At 75.1% G+C, this 22733-nt stretch carries 16 protein-coding genes; 11 read left to right on the top strand and 5 right to left on the bottom strand.

The genetic code is table 11. From position 1 onward, the window contains the following. The first annotated feature begins 289 nt into the window (after positions 1 to 289). On the top strand, positions 290 to 1018 hold the full coding sequence (locus tag ACZ3UD_RS22560) for a ferritin-like fold-containing protein (protein ID WP_465590405.1): 729 nt from the start codon (positions 290 to 292) through the stop codon (positions 1016 to 1018). A gap of 6 nt (positions 1019 to 1024) precedes the next feature. Here ACZ3UD_RS22560 and ACZ3UD_RS22555 read toward each other — a convergent pair whose 3' ends face one another. The 3 genes from ACZ3UD_RS22555 to ACZ3UD_RS22545 form a co-directional block, all read right to left on the bottom strand. Continuing rightward, the gene (locus ACZ3UD_RS22555; RefSeq protein WP_465590402.1) at positions 1025 to 1351 is read right to left on the bottom strand and encodes a hypothetical protein; all 327 of its coding nucleotides are present in this window, start codon (positions 1349 to 1351) and stop codon (positions 1025 to 1027) included. Positions 1352 to 1486: 135 nt separating this feature from the next. Next, a complete protein-coding gene (locus ACZ3UD_RS22550) occupies positions 1487 to 1714 on the bottom strand; it encodes a DUF3107 domain-containing protein (protein WP_270144341.1) in 228 nt (75 codons plus the stop codon). Between the two features lie 133 nt (positions 1715 to 1847). Further along, the gene (locus ACZ3UD_RS22545) at positions 1848 to 2507 is read right to left on the bottom strand and encodes a TetR/AcrR family transcriptional regulator (protein ID WP_380615582.1); all 660 of its coding nucleotides are present in this window, start codon (positions 2505 to 2507) and stop codon (positions 1848 to 1850) included. A 220-nt stretch (positions 2508 to 2727) separates the two neighbouring features. Between ACZ3UD_RS22545 and ACZ3UD_RS22540 the strand changes: the two genes are divergently transcribed. The 5 genes from ACZ3UD_RS22540 to moeZ all read left to right on the top strand — a co-directional run bounded on the left by ACZ3UD_RS22540 (position 2728) and on the right by moeZ (position 9335). Beyond that, a complete protein-coding gene (locus ACZ3UD_RS22540; protein ID WP_465590398.1) occupies positions 2728 to 3630 on the top strand; it encodes an alpha/beta fold hydrolase in 903 nt (300 codons plus the stop codon). Positions 3631 to 3975: 345 nt separating this feature from the next. Further along, on the top strand, positions 3976 to 5688 hold the full coding sequence (locus ACZ3UD_RS22535; protein WP_465590395.1) for a DUF3492 domain-containing protein: 1713 nt from the start codon (positions 3976 to 3978) through the stop codon (positions 5686 to 5688). Then, positions 5688 to 6788, top strand: coding sequence for a hypothetical protein (locus ACZ3UD_RS22530; protein ID WP_465590392.1), 1101 nt, complete (start codon positions 5688 to 5690; stop codon positions 6786 to 6788). The genes ACZ3UD_RS22535 and ACZ3UD_RS22530 overlap by 1 nt, the downstream gene beginning before the upstream one ends. 133 nt (positions 6789 to 6921) lie before the next feature. Then, complete coding sequence (locus ACZ3UD_RS22525; protein ID WP_465590389.1) at positions 6922 to 7929, top strand: NAD-dependent epimerase/dehydratase family protein; 1008 nt, start codon at positions 6922 to 6924, stop codon at positions 7927 to 7929. Positions 7930 to 8156: 227 nt separating this feature from the next. Continuing rightward, a complete protein-coding gene (gene moeZ, locus ACZ3UD_RS22520) occupies positions 8157 to 9335 on the top strand; it encodes an adenylyltransferase/sulfurtransferase MoeZ (protein WP_465590387.1) in 1179 nt (392 codons plus the stop codon). A gap of 77 nt (positions 9336 to 9412) precedes the next feature. Here moeZ and ACZ3UD_RS22515 read toward each other — a convergent pair whose 3' ends face one another. Further along, a complete protein-coding gene (locus tag ACZ3UD_RS22515; RefSeq protein WP_465590384.1) occupies positions 9413 to 12133 on the bottom strand; it encodes a flippase-like domain-containing protein in 2721 nt (906 codons plus the stop codon). A 134-nt stretch (positions 12134 to 12267) separates the two neighbouring features. On the opposite strand from ACZ3UD_RS22515, the gene ACZ3UD_RS22510 reads away from it, so the two are divergent. From ACZ3UD_RS22510 to ACZ3UD_RS22495, 4 genes are all read left to right on the top strand, one after another. Further along, positions 12268 to 12645: an MGMT family protein gene (locus ACZ3UD_RS22510; RefSeq protein ID WP_465590381.1), complete on the top strand. Its 378-nt coding sequence runs from the start codon at positions 12268 to 12270 to the stop codon at positions 12643 to 12645. Between the two features lie 161 nt (positions 12646 to 12806). Next, complete coding sequence (locus ACZ3UD_RS22505) at positions 12807 to 16178, top strand: ATP-dependent helicase (protein WP_465590378.1); 3372 nt, start codon at positions 12807 to 12809, stop codon at positions 16176 to 16178. Between the two features lie 162 nt (positions 16179 to 16340). After that, on the top strand, positions 16341 to 19589 hold the full coding sequence (locus tag ACZ3UD_RS22500; RefSeq protein ID WP_465590375.1) for a UvrD-helicase domain-containing protein: 3249 nt from the start codon (positions 16341 to 16343) through the stop codon (positions 19587 to 19589). 194 nt (positions 19590 to 19783) lie between these two features. Then, positions 19784 to 20968 (top strand): PP2C family protein-serine/threonine phosphatase, encoded by a 1185-nt coding sequence (locus ACZ3UD_RS22495; RefSeq protein WP_465590372.1) that lies wholly within the window; start codon positions 19784 to 19786, stop codon positions 20966 to 20968. Between the two features lie 12 nt (positions 20969 to 20980). On the opposite strand, the gene ACZ3UD_RS22490 is transcribed toward ACZ3UD_RS22495, so the two are convergent. Further along, on the bottom strand, positions 20981 to 21952 hold the full coding sequence (locus ACZ3UD_RS22490) for an endonuclease/exonuclease/phosphatase family protein (protein ID WP_465590369.1): 972 nt from the start codon (positions 21950 to 21952) through the stop codon (positions 20981 to 20983). 67 nt (positions 21953 to 22019) lie between these two features. Here ACZ3UD_RS22490 and ACZ3UD_RS22485 point away from each other — a divergent pair, with 67 nt between their 5' ends. Then, positions 22020 to 22658, top strand: coding sequence for a PadR family transcriptional regulator (locus ACZ3UD_RS22485; RefSeq protein ID WP_465590367.1), 639 nt, complete (start codon positions 22020 to 22022; stop codon positions 22656 to 22658). Positions 22659 to 22733: the final 75 nt, after the last annotated feature.

Here is a 22733-nt window from a genome sequence, read left to right as displayed (position 1 = left end):
TCGGCTCTCCGACCGGGCATCCGCGTACGTGAGTACCCGTGCCTCCGGTGCGGACACGTCCGAGGGGACGGTGCCGCTACGGAGCGGGCTTGCGCGGGCCACCGAGACGGCGGTGACACCGTGCGAGCACGACGGGGCTCCGTACCACCATACAGTCAGGCGACGACTCGAACACGTGACGCGTCTGACATTGCCCCGGGGGACCGGCCCGTGACCGGGCACTCCGGGCGGTCACCCGGTAGCGCCGGGTGGTGGGGCGGGCGCCGGAGCGGGACTAAGGTGGCGGGTCATGGAGACCCATGGTGAGACGCAGGACGGCGCGGCCGGCTCGATCGGCGACTGGGCCACGTGCTCGGCCGAGCCGGCCTACCGCGCGGCGGTGCTGGACCTGCTCGGCGCGCTCGCGTACGGCGAGCTGAGCGCCTTCGAGCGGCTCGCCGAGGACGCCAAGCTGGCACCCGACCTCGCCGACAAGGCGGCTCTGGCCCGGATGGCCTCCTCCGAGTTCCAGCACTACCAGCGGCTGCACGACCGGCTCGCCGAGATCGGTGCCGACCCGCAGGAGGCCATGCGCCCCTTCGTCGAGCCGCTGGAGCTGTTCCACCGGATGACCGCGCCCTCGGACTGGCTGGAGGGCCTGGTCAAGGCCTACGTCGGCGACGCCATCGCGACCGACTTCTACCGCGAGGTGGCCGTCCGGCTGGACGACGACACCCGCGAGCTGGTCCTCGGCGTCATGTCCGACACCGGCCACGCCCAGTTCGCCGTCGACAAGGTCCGCCAGGCCATCGAGGCCGACCCGCGGGCCGGCGGACGGCTCGCCCTGTGGGGCCGGCGGCTGATGGGCGAGGCGCTCAGCCAGGCCCAGCGGGTGGTCGCCGAGCGGGACGCGCTGTCCAACCTGCTGGTCGGCGGCGTCCATGTGCAGGGCTTCGACCTGGTCGAGGTCGGCAAGATGTTCAACCGGATCACCGAGGCGCACACCAGGCGGATGGCCGCGCTCGGCCTCGCCTCCTGAGCGGCGTCAGGCCGGCCGGTGCCGCCGCGGCGTGCGGTGGGCACCGGACCGGTGCGGGTGGTGCCGGTGCGCCGGTGCCCGGCCGGCGGCCAGGTCCGGCCGGGCCAGCAGCGAGGTGAGCACCCCCGCGGCCAGCGCCGAGAAGGCCACCGCGACCACCGGGTAGCGCCCGTCCAGGCAGAAGTGCGCGACCACCCCGCCGAGCAGCGCCGCCGCCGGCGCCGTGCCGGCGACCAGCGGACGGGACGCCCGGAAGTACCCGGGCAGGCCCAGCAGCGCGGCCGCGCCCGCGACCAGGCCGACGAGGGCGAAGGCGATCGACTCGACCAGCAAGGCAGCCTCCCCGGGACGGGCGTGCGGCAGCGGTGCCGCACCAGTCGGCGTACCCGGCCCCACCCCTCCGTACACGCGCCGGTGCCCCGCTCCCTGAGGGGAACGGGGCACCGGGAACGAGCTTCGGACGGCGCCTCAGAGGGTGCCGAAGCCGACCTTGCGGGCGGCCTGCTCGCCGATCTCCACGTACGCCAGGCGCTCGGCCGGGACGATGACGCGGCGGCCGTGCTCGTCGGTCAGCGAGAAGAGCTTGGTGGAGCCCTCCAGCGCCTTCGCGACCGCGCTCTCGACCTCATCGGCAGTCTGCGAGCTCTCGATCACGATCTCGCGCGGCGCGTTCTGCACGCCGATCTTGACCTCCACGGCTTCCGTCCCTCCGGGGTTGCAGCCTCCACGCGCGGCACCGGACCGCCCGGAACAGGCGTTCGCGGCGACCGCGCCGTACGGCTTCACCATAGAGCACCCGATCACCGCCCAGGCGAAGGTCAGCGGATAGTCACCGCTGAGCGGAGCCCTCCCCGGCCTGATCGCCCGGGTGCATCGGGAAGCCCTTCAGCCCGCGCCAGGCCAGGCTGGCGACCAGCCGGACCGCCTCGTCGCGCGGGATCTCCAGACCCTGCGAGAGCCAGTAGCGGGCGGTGATCTGGGCCAGGCCGCAGACCCCGGCGGCCAGCAGCTTGGACTCCGACTCCGGCAGGTCGGTGTCCTCCTGGATCACCTGGCTGACCAGCGTCGCGCTCGCCTCGGAGGCCCGCTCGACCCGCTCGCGCACGGCCGGCTCGTTGGTCAGGTCCGACTCGAAGACCAGCCGGAACGCGCCCGACTCGCTGGAGACGTAGTTGAAGTACGCCTCCATCGTCGCGGCCACCCGTAGCTTGTTGTCGGTGGTCGTCCCGAGTGCCTCGCGGGTCGACTCGACCAGGGCGTCGCAGTGCTTGTCCAGCAGCGCCAGGTACAGCTCCAGCTTCCCGGGGAAGTGCTGGTAGAGCACCGGCTTGCTGACCCCGGCGCGGTCGGCGATGTCGTCCATGGCGGCCGCGTGGTAGCCCTGCGCGACGAACACCTCCTGGGCGGCACCGAGCAGTTGTTCACGGCGGGCGCTTCGCGGCAGGCGGGCACCGCGCGGGCGCTCCTGCGCCTCCTGGATGGCCGTCACGGCGCTCCTCACTTCGGGTTGTTCGGGGCTGGCAAGAGGGCCGATTCTACTTTTCGGTAACCGCGCCCGCGTTCGGCGAAGGCGAGAAAAGCTGCCCGGCCTCCTTGTCACGAGCCCACAATACGGCGCTGACCTCGGCGTCGGCAGTGGTGTGACGAGGGGTGGAACGGCCGGACCGCCCCACACCGCCCCCGGCCGGGGCTCAATACCATCGTCCACCATGAGCAGCACTGAGCAGCAGGTACGTACGGTCGAGGTCCCCGGCGCGGTGCTCGCGGTGCACCGCCCCGCCGACGAAGCGGGCCCCGACGGGCGCGAACCCGGGCTCTTCGTGCACGGCCTCGGCGGCTCGGCCGCCAACTGGACCGCCCTCATGGACCGCCTCGGCGGCCTCGTCGACGGCGAGGCCGTCGACCTGCCCGGCTTCGGCCGCTCCACCCCGCCCACCGACGGCAACCTCAGCGTCTCCGGCCACGTCCGCGCCGTCATCGGGTACCTGGAGGCGACCGGGCGCGGACCGGTCCACCTGTTCGGCAACTCGCTCGGCGGCGCCGTCGCCGTCCGGCTCGCCGCCCTGCGCCCCGACCTGGTCCGCAGTCTCACCCTGGTCTCGCCCGCCCTGCCCGAACTGCCCCCGCAGCGCTCCGCCTGGCCCACCGGCCTGCTCGCCCTGCCCGGCGTACCCGCGCTGCTGCGCAGGCTGCCCGCGGGCCGGCGCGACGTCGAGGCCGCCACCGAGGACCTGCTGCGGCTGGTATACGGCGACCCGGCCGCCCTGAGCCCGGCCGCCCGGGCCGAGGCGGTGGCCGAGTACCGGCGCCGACTGGAGGTGCCGCACGCGATGCAGGCGCTGATCGGCTCCGCCCGCGGCATCGTCTCGGCGTACACCGAGCGCGGCGACCAGGCGCTGTGGCGGCAGGCCGAGCAGGTCCAGGCGCCGGTGCTGCTGGTGTACGGGCTGCGCGACAAGCTGGTCGCCTACCGCTCGGCCCGCCGCGCCTGCGCGGCCTTCCCGGACGCCCGGCTGCTGGTGCTGCCGGAGTCCGGGCACGTGGCGATGATGGAGCACCCCGACGCGGTCGCCCGCGCCGTCCGCGAGCTGATCGCGCACGCCGGCCGCTGACCACGGCGCACCGGGCGCCCCGCGGACGACGCCCGCGTATAGCGCCCGCTAACGGCCCGGTTCGGGGCAAGGTCACGGCGGTTCACTCGTTCAGGTGGCAGCCAGGCATGTGACCGATGGATCGCCCCGGGCCGGTCCTACCTTTCTGCTGCCGGACCGAACAGGTGTGGGGGAGGGCCGCTGACGCCGGAGCACACGGCGGTCGGCCCGAGAAAGGGTCCCGGCGTACGGCCCCGCGGCTCCCGTGGCCCCTTCCCGAGGGGCGTCCCAGGGGTGCGAGGGGACGGCCGGCCCTGACCGAGGGCTGCCGTCACCGCCCCGCTCCGAGGCAGAAGGAGGTCTTCCGTGCGCGTCGCCCTGCTCACCGAGGGTGCCCGTCCGCATCCCCGGCGTGGTGCCGGAGCCTGGTGCGACCGGCTGGCCGAGGGCCTGCCGGAGCACCGGTTCGAGCTGTACCTGCTGACCGGCCCCGAGCGCACGGGGCCTGTCCCGGGCGCCGCCGAGCGGCTCCCGCCCGCCTGGCGCGGGGCGCGCGACCTCGCGCTGTGGGGGCGCCGACCGCGCGGCCGGGCGCCGGGCGCGCGGCGCAGACGCCAATACGCCGGAGCGTACGAGGAGCTGGTGCGGGCGCTCGTGCTGCCCGGGCAGCGGGCCGGCTTCGGCGCCGGGCTGTACCGGCTGGCGGCACTGGCCGGGGAGGACGGCACGCTGCCCGCCTTCCTCGCCTCCGCGCACGCCCGGCGGGTCCTGGAACGGACCTGGCGGCTGCCCGGCGCGGACGCCTCCGCCGGGCGGCCGCTGGTGTGTGACGTCCTGGTCGCCGCGGACCTGCTGGAGCAGTGCCTGCGGCCGCTGTCCGCGCCCTGGTACGGCACCGGACCCGGGGGACTGGGCGGGGTCGACCTGTGCCACGTCGTCGGCGGCGGCCCCGCCGCACTGCCCGCCCTGGTCGCCCGGCACCTGCACGGGGTGCCGTTCGTCGTCACCGAGCACGGCCTGCACCTGCGCGAGCAGTACCTCGGCTACCGCGAGGCGCCGTACCGATGGCCGGTACGGGCGCTGCTGCTGGCCTTCTTCCGGGCCCTCACCGAGGAGACCTACCGGCAGGCCGCGATACTCACCCCGGGCAGCGCCCACGACCAGCAGTGGCAGCGCCGCTGCGGGGCCGACCCGGCGCGCACCCGGGTGGTGTACGAGGGCACCCCGGCCGTGGACCGCCCGGCGGCCGGGCCCGAGCCCGAGCGGCCCACCCTGGTGTGGGCGGGCGCACTGGAACCGGGCCGCGACCCCGAACTGATGCTGCACGCCTTCGCCCGGGTCCGCGCCGAACTGCCCGAGGCCCGCCTGGTGATCCACGGCGAGGAGGCGGCCCCCGGCTACCGGGCGCACTGCGCGGCGGTCGCCGAGCGGCTGGGCATCACCGGGGCGGTGGACTTCGCCGGACGGCCCGGCTCCCTCGCCCGGGCCTGGGAGGACGGCACGGTGGCCGTCTTCACGGCGCTCTCCCAGCGCGGCCCCGGACTGCTCGCGGACGCCATGCTGAGCGGCCGGGCCGTGGTGACCACCGACGTCGGGGTGGCCCGTGAGGTGGTCGGCCCGACCGGGCTGCTGGTGCCCGCCCGAGACCCGCGCGCCCTGGCCGGGGCCTGCCTGACGCTGCTGCGCGACGCGGAGCGGCGGGCCCGGCTCGGGCTGGCCGGGCGGCTGCGGGCGCAGGAACGCTTCGCCGTCGAGCCGGTGATCGGCGCCTTCCGGGAGATCTACCTGGAACTGGTCTCCCAGTACCCGGCCTTCCCCGGCGGCGACGGCGGCGAGGACGGCCGGGCACCGCGCCCGTTCGCCCGCCCCGCCGAGTACTGGCTCACCGACGGCCCGCGCCCGGGCCACGGCGGGGCCCCGGACGGCGGCGGCGAGGACCCCGGCACCCCGGAGCAGCCCGCCGCCCGGCACCCCCGCGGTGCCCACCTCGCCGCACTGCCCTGCGCCGCCGCCCGACGGGAGCGCGACGACGACCCCGGCGGGCAGGGGCGCGCCGAAGCGCTCGCGGAGGCCGTCTGATGTCCGGCGGCGCGGCGGCGGGCAGCGTCGACCCGGTGCGCGAGGTGATGGCCGAGCACCGGGAGCTGTGCGAGCGCGCCGTCGACCCGCTGGAGATCGCCGCCGGGCTGGAGGAGGCCGGACTCGGCCCGGACGCCGCCGCCCGCTGCCGGCACGCCGACCTGTTCTCGCTCGCCGAGGAGCTGTACGCCCGGGTGCCCCGCCGCCCGCCCGCCGCGCCGGACCCACCCCGGCCCGGGCGGCGCGGTGCCGCTGCCCGGGCCGCCCTGACCGCCGCCGCACTGGCCGCGCCGCCCTGCGCCGCCGTGGCCGCGCTCGGCGCCCGCTGGCCGGTGCTGCTGCCCGCCGCCGTACCGCTGGTGCTGCTGCCCGCGCTGACCGCCCCTGCCGAGCCCGCCCCGGCCGAGCCCGGCCCGCCGCCGACCGCCCCGGCCCGCCCCGACGCCCTGGGGCCCGCCCCGGCCCCGCTCCCGTTCCCCGGCTCCTCCCGGCTGCGCCCCGCCGCGCTCGGCCACGGGCTGGGCCTGGCCGCGCTGTTGCTGCTCCCGCTGGCCGTACCGGGCGGGGACCGGCCGCTGGCCGTCGCGCTGGTGCTGGCCGCGGCGGTGTCGGCGGGCTCGGCCGAGCGGGCGGCCCGCTGGTACCGGCGGGTCGGCCGCGGCCACCTGGGGGCGGCCCGCACGCTGGCCGAGTTCCGGGCCCGGATGCGGCCGGTGCTGCCGGTCGCGGTCGCGCTGCACCTGGCGGTGCTCGCGGTGCTGACGTACGCCGCGCTGGCGGTGCTCGCCGTGGTGGCGCCGCGCCCCGGGCCGGGCCACGGCGGCGGGCTGCTGCACCTGGCCGCCGAGCGGGCGGGCCCCGCGCAGTGGGCGGCGCAGGGCGTGCTGGGCCTGCTGCTGGTGCTGCCCGTGCTGCTGGCCCGCTGCGGCCGGACGACGGCCGCAGCACTGGGCGCGCTGGTCGGGCCCGCCGTGGCGGCGCTGCCGCTCGCCCTGGGCCGCTGCGCGCCGGCCGCCGTGCTGCTGGGCGGCGGCGCGGTCGCGGCGGTGCTGCTGGCGTACGCCTGGGCGCGGCTCGGCCGGGCCGGCGCCCACCGCTGACGCCCCGACGCCCGACCGTCCGCCGACGTGACCCTCCGCCGCCCCGACCCTCGACGCTCGAAAAACGCTGTTCGTTCGTAGTTCTCAGTCCGCCAGGTCGTCCCCGACCTCGCTTCGTGGAAGGACGCCCCCGATGAGGGTGCTGCTGCTGGGCGCCGACGGCTTCATCGGCCGCCGGGTGACCGATCGTCTGCTGATGGACCAGGAGTTGCAGGTGACGGTGCTCGGCCGGCGCGACTCGGCCGACATCCGCTTCGACCTGACCACCGGGAGCCCGGGCGCGCTGGCCCGCTTCCTGGACGCGGTCGCGCCGCAGGTGGTGATCAACTGCGCGGGCGCCACCTACGGCAGCTCGCGCACCCTGATCCGGTCGAACACGCTGGCCGTCGCGACCGTCTGCGAGGCGATCCGGCGCAGCCGGGAGCCCGCCCGGCTGGTGCACGTCGGCTCGGCCGCCGAGTACGGACCGGTGCCCGGCGGGGTGCCGCTCTCGGAGCAGGCCGAGCCGCGGCCGGTCGGCCCGTACGGGGTGTCCAAGCTGGCCGGGACGGAGCTGGTGCTGGCCTCCGGGCTGGACGCGGCGGTGCTGCGGGTGTTCGACGTGGTGGGCCCGGGGGCACCGACCGCCTCGCTGTTCGGGCGGCTCGCCGAGGGCCTGCGGCGGGCGCTGGAGCGGGACGAGAACCAGGTGCGGATGCCGGACCTGTCCGGATACCGGGATTTCGTGGACGTGCGGGACGTCGCGCGGGCGATCCAGGCGGCGGCGGTCTCGGCCGCCACCGGGGTGATCAACATCGGCAGCGGGCACGCCGTCCGGGCCCGGGACGCGGCCCAGCTGCTGGTGCGGGCCTCGGGCTTCGAGGGGTCGATCGTCGAGGAGAACCGCCAGGTCCTGCTGCCCGCGCAGGCCGGCGGGCCGAGCGGCGACCACCTGCCCGGCCATCACCACCCGTCAGGGCAGTACCTGCCTGGGCACCGGGCGGAGGGCCAGCGGCCGGAGGGCCGGCCCGCCCCGGGCGAGCCGGTGCCGTGGCGGCAGGCGGACGTGCGCACCGCCCGGGACCGTCTCGGCTGGCGGACACAGGTGCCGCTGGAGGAGTCGCTGGGGGACGTCTGGCTGGAGACGGCCTGCCGGGTGTGAGCTCGCTCCGGGGTGTCCCGGGCCCGGAATCACGGGCCAGGGGCGCCCGGTGGGGCCCGTCGGCCGGTTCCACGATCCGGCGCCGCCCGTCTCGCCCATCGGACGGGCTGTCTCGGAATACCGGAGGGGCATGACACTGTTGGCCTAGAGAGCCACCTGAGTGGCGGAGCAACAACCCGTCCGAGGCGGCCCTGGGCCACCTGAACAAGACACCCATCGGAGTCCCCGTGTCGTTGCCACCCCTGGTCGAGCCGGCCGACGAGCTCACCGTTGACGAGGTCCGCAGGTACTCCCGCCACCTGATCATCCCGGACGTCGGGATGGCCGGGCAGAAGCGGCTGAAGAACGCCAAGGTGCTGTGCGTCGGCGCCGGTGGCCTGGGCTCGCCCGCGCTGATGTACCTGGCCGCCGCCGGTGTCGGCACGCTGGGCATCGTCGAGTTCGACGTGGTCGACGAGTCGAACCTGCAGCGCCAGATCATCCACGGCCAGGCCGACATCGGCCGCTCCAAGGCGGAGTCGGCGCGGGACTCGGTCAAGGAGATCAACCCCTACGTCGACGTGATCCTGCACGAGGAGCGCCTCGACAACTCCAACGTGATGGAGATCTTCTCCGGCTACGACCTGATCGTGGACGGCACCGACAACTTCGCCACCCGCTACCTGGTGAACGACGCCGCGGTGCTGCTCGGCAAGCCGTACGTGTGGGGCTCGATCTACCGCTTCGACGGCCAGGCCAGCGTGTTCTGGGCCGAGCACGGCCCCTGCTACCGCTGCCTGTACCCGGAGGCCCCGCCGCCGGGCATGGTCCCCTCCTGCGCCGAGGGCGGCGTGCTGGGCGTGCTGTGCGCGTCCATCGGCTCGATCCAGGTGACCGAGGCGATCAAGCTGCTGGCCGGCATCGGCGACCCGCTGGTCGGCCGGCTGATGATCTACGACGCCCTGGAGATGAACTACCGCCAGGTGAAGGTCCGCAAGGACCCGAACTGCGCCGTCTGCGGTGAGAACCCGACGGTCACCGAGCTGATCGACTACGAGGCCTTCTGCGGCGTCGTGTCGGAGGAGGCGCAGGCCGCCGCCGCCGGTTCGACCATCACCTCGAAGCAGCTCAAGCAGTGGCAGGACGACAAGGAGGACATCTACCTCATCGACGTCCGCGAGCCCGGCGAGTACGAGATCGTCAACATCCCCGGCGCGGTGCTGATCCCAAAGAACGAGTTCCTGATGGGCGACGCGCTGGAGAAGCTGCCGCAGGACCGGAAGATCGTGCTGCACTGCAAGTCGGGTGTGCGCTCGGCCGAGGTGCTGGCCGTGGTGAAGGCCGCGGGCTTCGCCAACGCCGTCCACCTGGGCGGCGGCGTGCTCGGCTGGGTGAACCAGATCGAGCCGCACAAGCCGGTCTACTGAGAGGCTGACGCGAAGGGAGGGCCCGCCGTCCGGCGGGCCCTCCCTTCGTGCGTCCTCCCGTGCGTTCTCCCGTACCGTCAGAGCGCGTGCTTGCGCTGCAGCACGTTGTAGGCGATCCAGCCCGGCAGCACCGGCAGCCAGAAGGTGAGCGCCCGGTAGAGGAACACCGCCGGGGTGGCGACCGCCGGGGGCACGCCCGCGGCGAGCAGCGCGCCGATCAGCGCGACCTCGACGGGGCCGATGCCGCCCGGGGTGGGGATCGCCGAGCCGGCCGCGTTGGCGGTCAGGAAGACCACCGCGACGGCCGAGAAGCTGACGTCGCCGCCGAAGGCCTGCACCGAGAAGTCCAGGCAGGCGGTGAAGGAGAGGGTCAGCAGCAGGATGCCGCCGAAGCCGGTGAACAGCTTGCTGGGCGTCTGCATCAGGTCGAGCATCCGCGGCACCACGCCGAAGAACAGCGAGCGCAGCCGGCCCAGCACGAAGCGCCGCAGCGGCGCGACGGCGGCCACCACCAGGGCGAGCACGGCGGCGGTCAGCACCCCGATGATCACCGCGCGGGACGCGGAGAGGTCGCCGTTGGTCTGGCTGCCGGTGATCAGGCCGAAGCTGAACAGCAGCAGCAGGTGCCCGGCCAGGCCCGCCAGCTGGGAGGCGCCCACCGAGGCGACCGCCTGGCCGGGGCGGATGCCGGCCTTCTGCAGGTAGCGGGTGTTGAGCGCGATGCCGCCGATCGCGGCGGGGGCGACCAGCTTGACGAAGGAACCGGCCAGCTGGGCCGCGACGGTGCGCCGGAACGGCAGCCGCTCGGGGACGAAGCCGGTCAGGCTCATCGCGGCGGCGATGTAGCTGAACGCGGCCGCGAGCAGGGCCGCCGCCGCCCACACCCAGTTCATCTGGGACAGCTTGAGCTGGGCCGGCTTGATGGTGGTCAGCGCCAGGTAGGCGGCGAAGGTGAGCGCGATCACCATGATCAGGCTCTTCGGCTTCAGCCGCTCCAGCCTGGCCGGCTCCATCGGCGCCTCGGGGGCGATCTGCAGGATCTGGCCGCGGATGCGGCTGAGCAGGTCCTCGCCGGCCGCCGCGATGTCCTCCTCGGCCTGCTGCTGGGTGCGCTCGCCGGCCGCGACCTGCTCCAGCGCCCTGGCCCGGGCGGCGGCCTTGCGCTCCTTGGTGAGCTTGGCGAGGTCGACCCGGGTGGAGCGGCTCATCCCGACCGGCTGGAGCAGCGGCAGCGCCTGGGCGACCCGCTCGGCCCCGAGCACCGCGTTGGCGGTGGCCACGGCCCGCTCGGGGCCGATCCGCAGCGCGAAGGTGGTGAGCAGCTGGGCGACGTCGATGCGCAGCGTCAGGTCGGTGGCGGCGATGTCGCCGCCGGACAGGTTGACCAGGCAGGCCGTCTTCCCGTCCACCGCCACCAGCAGCGACTCCCCGGTGAGCCGGCGGTGGGCGATCCGGCGCTCGTGCAGGGCGGCCACCGACTGCCACAGCGAGGCCATCACCTCGTCGGTGACCTCCTCGTCGGCCAGCTCGTCCAGGGTGCGGCCCTCGACGTTCTCGTACACCAGGATCGCGGCGTCCGGGCCCAGCTCGGAGGTGGCGACCAGCTGCGGCGCGCGGGCGCCCGAGGCGGCCGCCGCGTACGCGATCAGGGCCTCCTGCTCCAGCGCCTGGCGCAGCGACTGGGGGCTGCGGCGCACCGCCACCGAGCGCAGCCGCAGCCGGCGCCAGGCCCGGTAGAAGAAGCCGGAGGCCTGCTGCTCGCGGTCGATGATGTGGACGTCCAGCGGCGGACCGTCCTGCTGGGTGACGTAGTAGCGGCGGGTGCCGCCGGGGGCGTCCGGGGCGCGGTGGGCGCCGTCCGGGGTGAAGCCGACCTTGCGCAGGCCGATCATCAGGTGCTGGCCGGTGGGCCGGATGTTGGGGGAGCCGATCGCGTACAGGGTGCCGTACGCGACGGACCAGCCGATCAGCACGGTCAGCAGCAGCGACAGCGGGGTGGTGTAGTCGCCGAGCAGCTCGGTGACCCCGCTGAAGACCACCACCACCCACAGGGCCACCCGCCAGCGCGGTCTGCTCGTCATGCCGACAGCGGTCATGTAGGCGATCACCGGGGCGAGGTAGCCGTGCACCGGGTCGGTGAGGGTGTTGTTGCTGTCCAGCGGCAGCCGGGTCAGCGCGTCCCGGATGTGCTCGGAGGCGCCCTCCGCCACCCACCAGTCGATGCCCAGCGAGACGCCGTACGCCAGCACCGAGGCGAGCACGCCGTCGGCGACCCGCAGGCCGTCGCGCTTGATCAGTCGCTCGACGGCGAACGCCAGCGGCACGGCGAGCACCGCGACGCTGGAGACCAGGCCGGTGATGGTGGACAGCACCGCGGAGAAGTGCGGCGCGTTGGTGGCGATGTCCTGCTCGATGCCGGTGGTGGTCGAGGTGGCGATGCCCGCCAGCACGAAGACGGCGACTATCCCGAAGACGCCGGCCAGGAAGCGGATCAGGTCGGACGGGCGGTGCGCGCGGGCGGCGAGCAGCGGCTCGTCGACGTCCAGGTGCGGGGCGTCGTCCAGCGGGTCGTGGTACTCGCCCCGCTGGGCCGGCTGCACCGGAACGAGGGGCCGCTCGACCGGCTCGGGCGTCTTCTCGGGCGTGGGGGTCTTGATCGTCGGGTCCTTGATCAGGGAGACTTTCGGCGTCGGCCCGTGCTCGGGCCCGCCGTCGGACTCGCCGCCGGGCGCCGGGGGCACGGCGGATCCGGACTCGTCGGAGTCCCTGTCCACGCCCACGTCAGCCGTCCCGGTCATCTGGTCTTGTCCTCGTATCACCACTCACCGCCCCGAAGATGGTGGCATGCCCCGCCCCCCTGTGCTGGACAGGGGGCGGATCGGGCGCGGCGGATCGATCACCCGGGGCCGCGCGTGCGCCCCTGTAAGGAAGAATGCCGCAGGTGACGGACGTAACAGACGACGGCCTCCCGGACGCCCTACCGCCCTTCGCCGAACTCGTGCTCGACCTGACCGAGCGGATTCCACCCGGCAGGGTGATGACCTACGGCGACGTCGCCGAGTACCTCGGCCAGGGCGGCCCCCGACAGGTCGGCCGGGTGATGGCACTGTACGGCGGCTCGGTGCCCTGGTGGCGGGTGATCCGCGCCGACGGCCGCTTCCTGCCAGGGCACGAGCACCGCGCCCTCGCCCACTACAGCGAGGAGGGCACCCCGCTGCGCGAACTCGCCGACCCGCCCCGGGTCGACCTGAGGCGGGCCCGCTGGGACGGCGAGCAGATTTCACCGGATCGTTCGCGCGGGCGGGATTGACGGGGCAGGATCGTAGGCTCGATACGGGCGGGCCCCGGCGGGCCCGCCCCGGCCATGCCCCTCTGTACGACCCCAGGATATTCCGTGAGCGAGCGAAGCGAGCGAGCCATCGAAAGGCGCGTGTGGGCGAATGCCCTTGCCGAGCGCAGCGAGGTGGGCGCATGAGTTCGCCGTACCGGCTCGTGCGCAGCCCGCTCGTCCAGCCCGACCCGCCCGTGCTGGACGCCTACCAGCGCGCCGTGGTCGAGCACACCGGCGGCCCGCTGCTCGTCCTCGCCGGACCGGGCACCGGCAAGACCACCACCCTGGTCGAGGCGGTCGCCCGGCGCGTCCAGGACGGCACCGACCCCGAGAAGATCCTCGTCCTCACCTTCAGCCGCAAGGCCGCGATGGAACTGCGCGACCGGATGTCCGGCCGCCTCGGCACCGCCGCCGCCCCGCAGGCCACCACCTTCCACTCCTTCTGCTACGCCCTGCTGCGCGCCCACCAGGACCCGCAGGACTACGCCGAACCGCTGCGGCTGCTCTCCGGCCCCGAGCAGGACGTCATGGTCCGCGAACTGCTCGCCGGCGGCGCCGAGGACGCCAAGCTCGGCAGTACCCGCATCCAGTGGCCGCTGGACCTGCGGGCCTGCCTGACCACCCGCGGCTTCGCCGACGAGGTCCGCGCCGTCCTCGCCCGCAGCCGCGAACTCGGCCTCGGCGAGGCCGAACTCGAACGCTTCGCCCAGGGCGTCCAGCGCCCCGACTGGGCCGCCGCCGCGCACTTCCTCGCCGACTACCTCGACGTCCTCGACCTGCGCGGCGTCCTCGACTACGCCGAACTCGTCCACCGCGCCGTCCTGCTCGCCGAACGCCCTGAGGTCGGCGAGGAGCTCCGGCAGCGCTACGAGGTCGTCTTCGTCGACGAGTACCAGGACACCGACCCCTCCCAGGTCCGGCTGCTGCGCCAACTCGCCGTCGGCGGACGCGACCTCGTCGCCGTCGGCGACCCCGACCAGTCGATCTACGCCTTCCGCGGCGCCGACATCAACGGCATCCTCGATTTCCCGCAGACCTTCCGACAGGCCGACGGCAGCCCCGCCGAGGTCAAGGTGCTGCGCGTCTCCCGCCGCTCCGGCGCCGTCCTGCTCGCCGCCTCCCGCGAGCTCGCCCGCCGGATGCCGATGGGCCGGCTCCCCGCCGACAAACTCGCCCAGCACCGCGCCCTGCTGCCCTCCCGCGAGGGCGGCCGGGTCGAGGTCTACACCTACCCGACCCCCGGCGCCGAACTCGACTCGATCGCCGACCTGCTGCGCCGCGCCCACCTGGAGGACGGCGTGCCCTGGGGAGAGATGGCCGTGCTCGTCCGGGCCGGCGCCCGCTCCATCCCCGGCGTGCGGCGGGCGCTCGGCGCGGCCGGCGTCCCGCTGGAGATCGACGGCGACGACCTGCCGCTGCGCGAGGAGCCCGCCGTCGCCCAGCTGCTGCTCGCCCTGCGGGTCTGCGCCCAACAGGCGATCCGGTCCGCCGCCCGCGACCGGCACGGCGACCCGGACTCCGCGGAACAGGACACCCCCGCCCCGGACCCCGCTGGCCCGGATACCCCCGACCCCCTCACCGTCGACCTGGCCCACGCCCTGCTCACCGGCCCGCTCGGCGGCCTCGACGGCTCCGACCTGCGGCGCCTGGGCCGCGCCCTGCGCGAGGAGGAACGCGCCGCCCTGCGCGCCGAAGGCCGCCCCGCCGCCGCCCCGCGCCCGGCCGGCGAACTGATCCGCGAGGCCCTCGCCGAACCCGAGCGCCTGATCGCCCTCGACCCGGCGACCGCCCGCCGCGCCCGCGACCTCGGCACCCTGCTGCGCAAGGTCCGCGAACGCCTCGCCGGCGGCTGCACCGCCGAGGAAGCCCTGTGGGAGCTGTGGGACGGCAGCCGCCGCTGGCGCGAACGCCTGGAACGCGCCGCCCTGCGCGGCGGCGCCGCCGGCCGCAACGCCGACCGCGACCTGGACGCGCTGTGCGCCCTGTTCGAGACCGCCGCCCGCGCCGAGGAACAGGTCACCGGCCACCGCAGCGCCCTCGACCTGCTCGCCGAACTCGAAGCCCAGGACATCGCCGCCGACACCCTCACCGTCCGCGCCGTGCGCCCCGATGCGGTCCGGCTGATGACCGCCCACCGCTCCAAGGGCCTGGAATGGCGCCTGGTCGTCGTCGCCGGCGTCCAGGACGGCCTCTGGCCCGACCTGCGCCGCCGCGGCTCCCTGCTGGAGGCCGACCGGATCGGCCGCGACGGCCTCGCCGAACCGCTCTCCCCGGCCGCCCTGCTCGGCGAGGAACGCCGTCTCTTCTACGTCGCCGCCACCCGCGCCAAGGAACGGCTGATCGTCACCGCCGTCAAGGCGCCCGCCGACGACGGCGACGAGCCCTCCCGCTTCCTGCGCGAGCTCTACCGCGAGGACGTCGACCCGCGCACCGGCAAGGTGCTGCGCCGCACCCCGCCGGTCACCGTCGAGGACGTCACCCACCGCCCGCGCCGCCCGCTGTCGGTCGCCGCCCTGGTCGCCGAACTGCGCGCCGTCACCGTCGACCCCGCCCGCTCGCCCGAACTGCGCCGCGCCGCCGCCGAACGCCTCGCCACCCTCGCCGCCGCCACCGACGAGGAGGGCCTGCCGCTGGTGCCCGCCGCCCACCCCGACCGCTGGTGGGGCCTGGAGGACGCCACCGCCGCCCCCGAACCGCTGCGCAGCGCCGACCTGCCCGTACGGCTGTCCGGCAGCGGCCTGGAACAGCTGGAGAACTGCTCGTTGCAGTGGTTCCTGGACAAGGAGGTCAAGGCCCGGGGCGCCGGCTCCGCCGCCCAGGGCTTCGGCAACGTGGTGCACGCCCTCGCCGACGAGGTCGGCTCCGGCCGCACCCCCGCCGACCTCGCCGTCCTCATGGAACGCCTGGACACCGTCTGGGACGCGCTCGCCTTCGACGCCCCCTGGAAGTCCCAGCAGGAGAAGGGCGAGGCCCGCGCCGCCCTGGAGCGCTTCCTCAACTGGCACGTCCTGGAACGCGGCCGCGACGTCGTCGCCACCGAGCACGGCTTCGACGTCACCCTCGACGTCGGCGGCGTCTCGGTGCGAATCCGCGGCTCCATGGACCGGGTCGAGAAGGACCGGGCCGGGCGCGCCTACGTGGTCGACTTCAAGACCGGCAAGCAGATACCCACCGACAAGTCGCTGCCCGAGCACAAGCAGCTCGCCGTCTACCAGCTCGCCGTGCGCGCCGGCGCCCTCGACGAGCTGCCCGGCTTCACCGCCCGCCCCCCGGCCACCGGCGGCGCCGAACTCGTCCACCTGCGCGAACCCGCCGCCAAGGCCGCCCCGGACGCCCCCAAGGTGCAACGCCAGGAGCCGCCCGAGGCCGACCCGTGGATCGAGAACCTGCTCGCCGAGGCCGCCGGCAAGGTCCTCGCCGAGCGCTTCGTCCCGCAGACCGGCGGCGGCTGCGACCGCTGCACCTTCCGCCGCAGCTGCTCCGCCCAGCGCGACGGGGCACAGCTGCTCTGAGGCGCCCGCTCGCCTCCGGGGCGCTCTGGGTCCGGTGTCGACGGTCGGCGCTCCGGCGCTCGTTCCTCGCTGGTCGCTTCTCCCTTTCGACACCGGCGCGCCCCTTCGGCTCGGGGCGCAGCCCGATCCCAGGTTGTCCGCCGCTCCGGTTACGGTTGCGGGGTGACCGCCGTGCTCAGCCATCCCGACCAGCTCAAGGAGCTACTGGGCATCCCGTTCAACCGGGAGCAGATGGCGGCCATCGGCGCCCCCCTGGCACCGGCCGTGATCGTGGCCGGCGCAGGCTCCGGCAAGACCACCGTGATGGCCGCCCGGGTCGTCTGGCTGGTCGGCTCCGGCGCCGTACGGCCCGAGGAGGTCCTCGGTCTCACCTTCACCAACAAGGCCGCCGGCGAACTCTCCGAACGCGTCCGTGCCAACCTGCTCCGGGCCGGGGTCGCCGACCGGGCCGACACCGACCCCCTCGGCGACCCGGAGATCTCCACCTACCACGCCTTCGCCGGCCGCCTCCTCAAGGAGCACGGCCTGCGGATCGGCATCGAACCGGACGTGCGGCTGCTCGCCGACGCCACCCGCTTCCAGCTCGCCGCCAAGGTGCTGCGCACCGCCCGCGGCCCCTTCCCCGCCCTCACCGGCACCTTCGCCAACCTCGTCGCCGACCTCACCGCCCTGGACGGCGAACTCGCCGAACACCTGGTCGAGCCCGCCGCCCTGCGCGCCCACGACGAGGAGCTGCTCGACACCCTCGCCACCGTCAAGCTCAGCAACGACGACCTGCGCGCCGTCCCCGCCACCGCCCGCGCCCGACTGGAACTGCTGCGCCTGGTCGAGGACTACCGCCGCCGCAAGCAGACCGCCGGACTGATGGACTTCGGCGACCAGATAGCCGCCGCCGCCCGCCTCGCCCAGCAGCGCCCCGAGGTCGGCGAACTGCTCCGTGGCCAGTTCAAGGTCGTCCTGCTCGACGAGTACCAGGACACCTCGGTCGCCCAGCGGCTCATGCTCGCCGGCCTGTTCGGCGCCGGCCCCGACCAGCGGGGCGGCGGCCACCCGGTGACCGCCGTCGGCGACCCCTGCCAGGCCATCTACGGCTGGCGCGGCGCCTCCGTCGCCAACCTGGACGACTTCCCGAGGCACTTCCCGAAGGCCGACGGCCGCCCCGCCGACCGCTACGCGCTCAGCGAGAACCGCCGCAGCGGCGGGCGCCTGCTCGCCTTCGCCAACGAACTCGCCGCCCCGCTGCGCGCCATGCACGAGGGCGTCGAGGCGCTGCGCCCGGCCCCCGGCGCCGAACAGGACGGCTACGTGCGGGCCGCGCTGCTGCCCACCCACGCCGAGGAGGTCGACTGGCTCGCCGACTCGATCGCCCACCTGGTGCGCACCGGCACCGCCCCCGGCCGGATCGCCGTGCTGTGCCGCGGCGGCGCGGCCTTCCCCGACATCCACGCCGCCCTGGTCGCCCGCGAGGTGCCGGTCGAGGTGGTGGGCCTCGGCGGGTTGCTGCAACTGCCCGAGGTGGCCGACCTGGTGGCGGTCTGCGAGGTGCTGCAGGACCCGACCGCCAACGCCGCCCTGGTGCGCCTGTTGATCGGCCCGCGCTGGCGGATCGGCCCGCGCGACCTCGCCCTGCTCGGCCGCCGCGCCGCCGACCTGGTGCGCACCGAGCGGCCCGAGGGTGTGGCGGCGCTGGCCGCGGCCGTCGCCGAGGCCGACCCCACCGAGGTGGTCTCGCTGGCCGACGCGGTGGAGAGCTTCCTCACCGCCTCACCCGGTGAGGGGGGCGACCAGCCGGACGACCTGCCGTTCTCCGCCGAGGCGAGGGTCCGCTTCGCCCGGCTCGCCGCCGAACTGCGCGAGCTGCGCCGCTCGCTCGCCGACCCGTTGATGGACGTGCTGCACCGGGTGCTGGCCGTCACCGGCCTGGAGGTCGAACTCGCCGCCTCCCCGCAGGCGCTGGCCGCCCGGCGGCGGGAGACCCTGCACGCCTTCCTGGACGTCGCCGCCTCCTTCGCCGACCTGGACGGTGACCCGGGCCTGGCCGCCTTCCTCGGATTCCTGCGCGCCGCCCAGGAGTACGAGCGGGGCCTGGACAGCAGCCTGCCCGGCGGCGAGGACACCGTGAAGGTGCTCACCGCCCACAAGTCCAAGGGCCTGGAGTGGGACGTGGTGGCCGTCCCCGGCCTGGTCAAGGGGGCGTTCCCGTCCGGCACCCCGCGCGAACGCTGGACCAGCAGCAAGCGCGTGCTCCCGCACGCCCTGCGCGGCGACGCCGCCACCCTGCCCGACGTGCGCGGCGGCTGGAACGGCAAGTCGATGGCCGCGTTCAAGAAGGAGCTGGCCGAACACTCCGGCACCGAGGAACTGCGCCTGGGCTACGTCGCGTTCACCCGCCCCCGCGCGCTGCTGCTGGCCTCCGGCCACTGGTGGGGGCCCAGCCAGAAGACCGTCCGCGGCCCGTCCGCCTTCCTGGAGCGGCTGCGCGAGCACTGCGAGCGGCCGGGCGCCGGCGAGGTCGAGCACTGGGCCGAGCAGCCGGACAAGGGCGCCGAGAACCCGGCGCTGGCCGCCGCCGTCGAACGCCCCTGGCCGCTGCCGCTGGACCCGGCCGCGCAGCACGCCCGCCGCCGGGTCGCCGCGGTGGTGCGCGGGCGGATCGCCGGGGGGCCCGCCACTGTGACTGGCTCGGCTCAGGGCGGACCCGAGCCCATGTCCGCCGAGGACCAGCGCCAGGTGGCTTCCTGGGACCGGGACCTGACCGCGCTGCTGGGCGAGTTGGAGCGCTCCCGGCGCACCGCCCGGGAGGTGCCGCTGCCCGCCGCGCTGTCCGCCACCCAGCTGCTGCGCCTGGCCGCCGACCCGGACGGCTTCGCGCGCGACCTGGCCCGCCCGATGCCGCGCCCCCCGCAGCCCGCCGCCCGGCGCGGCACCCGCTTCCACGCCTGGGTGCAGTCCCGGATCGAGCCGCTGCTGCTGATCGAGCCCGGCGCGCTGCCCGGCGCCGACGACGACGGCATCGAGGACGAGCAGGACCTGGAGCGGCTCAAGGAGGCGTTCCTGCGCACCCCGTACGCCCAGCGCAGGCCCCACCGGGTGGAGGCGCCGTTCCAGCTGGTGCTGGCGGGGCGGGTGGTGCGCGGCCGGATCGACGCGGTCTACCGGGACGGTGACGTACTGTCAGAATCAGGTGGTGCGTCACGCTACGAAGTGGTGGACTGGAAGACCCATCGCGAGGAGACCGCCGACCCGCTGCAGCTCGCGGTCTACCGGCTGGCCTGGGCCGAGCAGGCGGGCGTGGATCCCGAGCAGGTCACGGCTTCGTTCCTGTACGTCCGCAGCGGGCGGATCGTCCGTCCGGAAGGACTTCCGGACCGAAAAGAGTTGGAACGGCTCCTGATCGGGAACAGTGACTAATGAGTCACGCAGAGCATCCAAGTCATCACGTCGACGTCCGAAACCTGTGCGTCGCGTACGTTTCGCGCCTATTGTGGGGTCGGTAACCGGTCAACCCCCGTGCTCCGGCCGCCAGCGAGGCCCGCGTTCCCTAACCCTCAGTCATCATCGCAGGTGCCCCCGGGCATCGGCGCCTTCTGCTGGAGAGACCGAAGTTGAGCGCGACCGGATGGATCAGAGAGCGGTTCACCGGGCCGACCCCGGGACCCGCCCCGGGCGCGACCGGCACCTGGCCGAGGACGGCGCTCGCGCTGCCCCTCATCGGCATGGCGCTGATCGTCGTCCTCGACTACCTCAGCGGCACCGAGGTGACGGTCGAGCCCGCCCTCACCGCCGTTCCCGCGCTGGCCGCCGTGGTCAGCCGTCGCACCTGGTACCCGCTCGTCATCGGCCTGTACACCGAGGCGGCGGCCTTCCTGATGGCCTTCCGCAGCGACGCGCTCGGCGAGTCCGTGCACGCCGCCAGCGTCATCGCGATCCTGCTGGTCGCCACGATCGGCTGGGTCAGTGCCACTCTGAGACTGCGCCAGGAACGCGCCCTCGCCGACGCTCAGCTGGTCGCCTCGATCGCCCGCCGGGTCCTGCTGCGGCCCGTCCCCGAGAGGGTCGGCAGCATGCGCGCCGCCGTCCACTACGAGGCCGCCGCCGCACACGCCCGCATCGGCGGCGACCTGTACGAGGTCGTCAACACCCGCCACGGCGTCCGGGCCGTGGTCGGCGACGTCCGCGGCAAGGGCCTCGGCGCGGTCGAGACCGCCGCAGCCGTCCTCGGCGCCTTCCGCGAGGCCGCCCACCAGGAACCCGCCCTCGACCGGGTGGCCGGCTGGCTGGCCGTCAGCCTCGACCGCGCCCTGCACGAGAACGACCACCCCGGCGTCGAGGAGGAGTTCGTCACCCTGGTGCTGATCGGCGTCGGCTCCGACGGCACCGCCGAACTCGTCAACTGCGGACACCCCGCGCCGCTGCTGCTGCGCGGCGACACCGTCCGCCCGCTCGAACTCGCCGACACCGTACCGCCGCTGGGCGTCCTCGCCCCGGCCGACGTCCACCCCCCGGTGCACCGGGTACCGCTTCAGGGCGGCGACCGGGTCCTGCTGTTCACCGACGGGGTGATCGAGGCCCGCGACCGCTCCGGCGCCTTCTACCCGCTCGCCGAACGCCTCCCGCGCTGCGCCGACGGCCGCCCCGCCGACGTCCTGCAGCGCCTGCACGAGGACGTGGTGCGCCACGTCGGCCGCCAACTCGGCGACGACGCGGCCATGCTGCTCCTGCAGTACGACCCCCAGCCGGCCCCGGCCTACCAGCTGCCGCAGCAGAACGCCATCCTGACGACCCACTAGCTCAACGACGGCTCACAGCGACACCCGGACCACCAGCGGCCGGTGGTCCGACACCACCGCGCGCGGCGCCGCCGCCGGGCCCACCGCCGCGCGCGGCACCCCGACCGCCAGCACGTGGTCGAACTGCACCGCCGGCCGGTGCGAGGGATAGGTCGGCGTGCGTGCCAGGTCGTACCAGCCCTGCAGCCGCGCCCGCGGCTCCCGCACCCGCCGCCGGCGCGGCTCCGCCAGCGCCGGCCGCACCCGCCGCGCCGCCCGCAGCTCGCGCACCCGCACCCGGGGCGCGGTGCGCCCCAGCGCCGTCGCCCCGCCCAGCACCGTGCGCGGCACCGCGCCGATCAGGTTGAAGTCCCCCAGCACCAGGTACGGCTGCGGCAGGTCGGCGATCCAGCGCCGGATGCCCGCCAGCTGCGCCATGTTCCAGCCCGGGACGAAGGACAGGTGCGCCGCCACCACCGTGAACGGCCCGCGCCCGCCCTCCAACACCGCCGCCAGCGCCGCCCGCGGCTCGTCCGGCACCGGGGTCAGCCCGCGCCGCCCGGCCACCCGCAGCGGCAGCCCGAACGGCGCCGGGGCGAACCGCCGGGCCCGCCAGTGCCGCACCGGCAGCCGGGTCAGCAGCGCCGTCCCGTACGAGGGCGGGGCGCCGTCGCCCACCTCGCCCGGCCCGTACACCCGCAGCCCGTTCGGCCCGGACGGCTCCGGGACCCAGCCCGCCACCGGCGCCGGGCGCCCGTGCAGCGCGGCGGCGAAGCGCCAGTCGCCGGCGTCCATGGCCGCGGCCGCCACCGCCGCCTGGTCGGTGCCGCCCGAGCGGGCCTGGTGCCGGTCCACTTCCTGCAGGGCCAGCACGTCGACGTCCAGCGCGGCCACCGCCTCCGCCAACGGGGCGCCCGCGTCGGCCGGGTAGGGCCGCGGCGCGCCGTCCGGGGCGAGCGGCTGACCGTGCAACAGGTTGAAGGTGGCGATGCGCAACTGGCTCACACCGCACGACGGTACCCGAGGGGGCGCGGCTTGAGGCATCAGGGCATACCGGGTATACATACCGAGTATGTCCATCCGCCACGGTTTGCTCGCCCTGCTCGACCAGGGCCCCCGCTACGGCTACCAACTGCGCACCGAGTTCGAGGCCCGAACCGGCGCCACCTGGCCGCTCAACGTCGGGCAGGTCTACACCACGCTCTCCCGACTGGAGCGCGACGGCCTGGTCGAACCCGCCGGCGAGGACGAGGAGGGCCACCAGTTCTACGCCGCCACCGACGCCGGCCGCGCCGAACTGCGGGCCTGGTTCGACACCCCGGTGCCCCGGACCAACCCCCCGCGCGACGAACTCGCCATCAAACTCGCCATGGCCGTCACCGTCCCCGGAGTGGACGTCTCCGCCGTCGTCCAGGGCCAGCGCCGGCACAGCATCAAGGCACTGCAGGACTACACCCGGCTCAAGGGGCGCGCCCTCGCCGGCGAGGCCGGACCCGGCACCGTGCCCACCGAGAGCAACGAACTCGCCTGGCTGCTCGTCCTCGACCAGCTGATCTTCCAGACCGAAGCCGAGATCCGCTGGCTCGACCACTGCGAGACCCGACTCGCCCAGCAGGCCGAACTCCACCGGGCCCGCGCCGCCGAAACCGCCCGCGACGCCGGGACCACACCCGAGAAGCCCACCCGGCTCGGCCGCCGCACCCGCGCCTGAGCCCAGTCCACCGGCCGGCGCCCCGGCGCCGGACCCGCACCCAGCACAACGGGGGAACCATGTCCCAGAACAAGG

The sequence above is a fragment of the Kitasatospora sp. NPDC023118 genome, assembly GCF_055560875.1.
The sequence above is the reverse complement of the archived record's forward strand: the minus strand, read 5'-3'. Positions and strand labels throughout refer to the sequence as shown.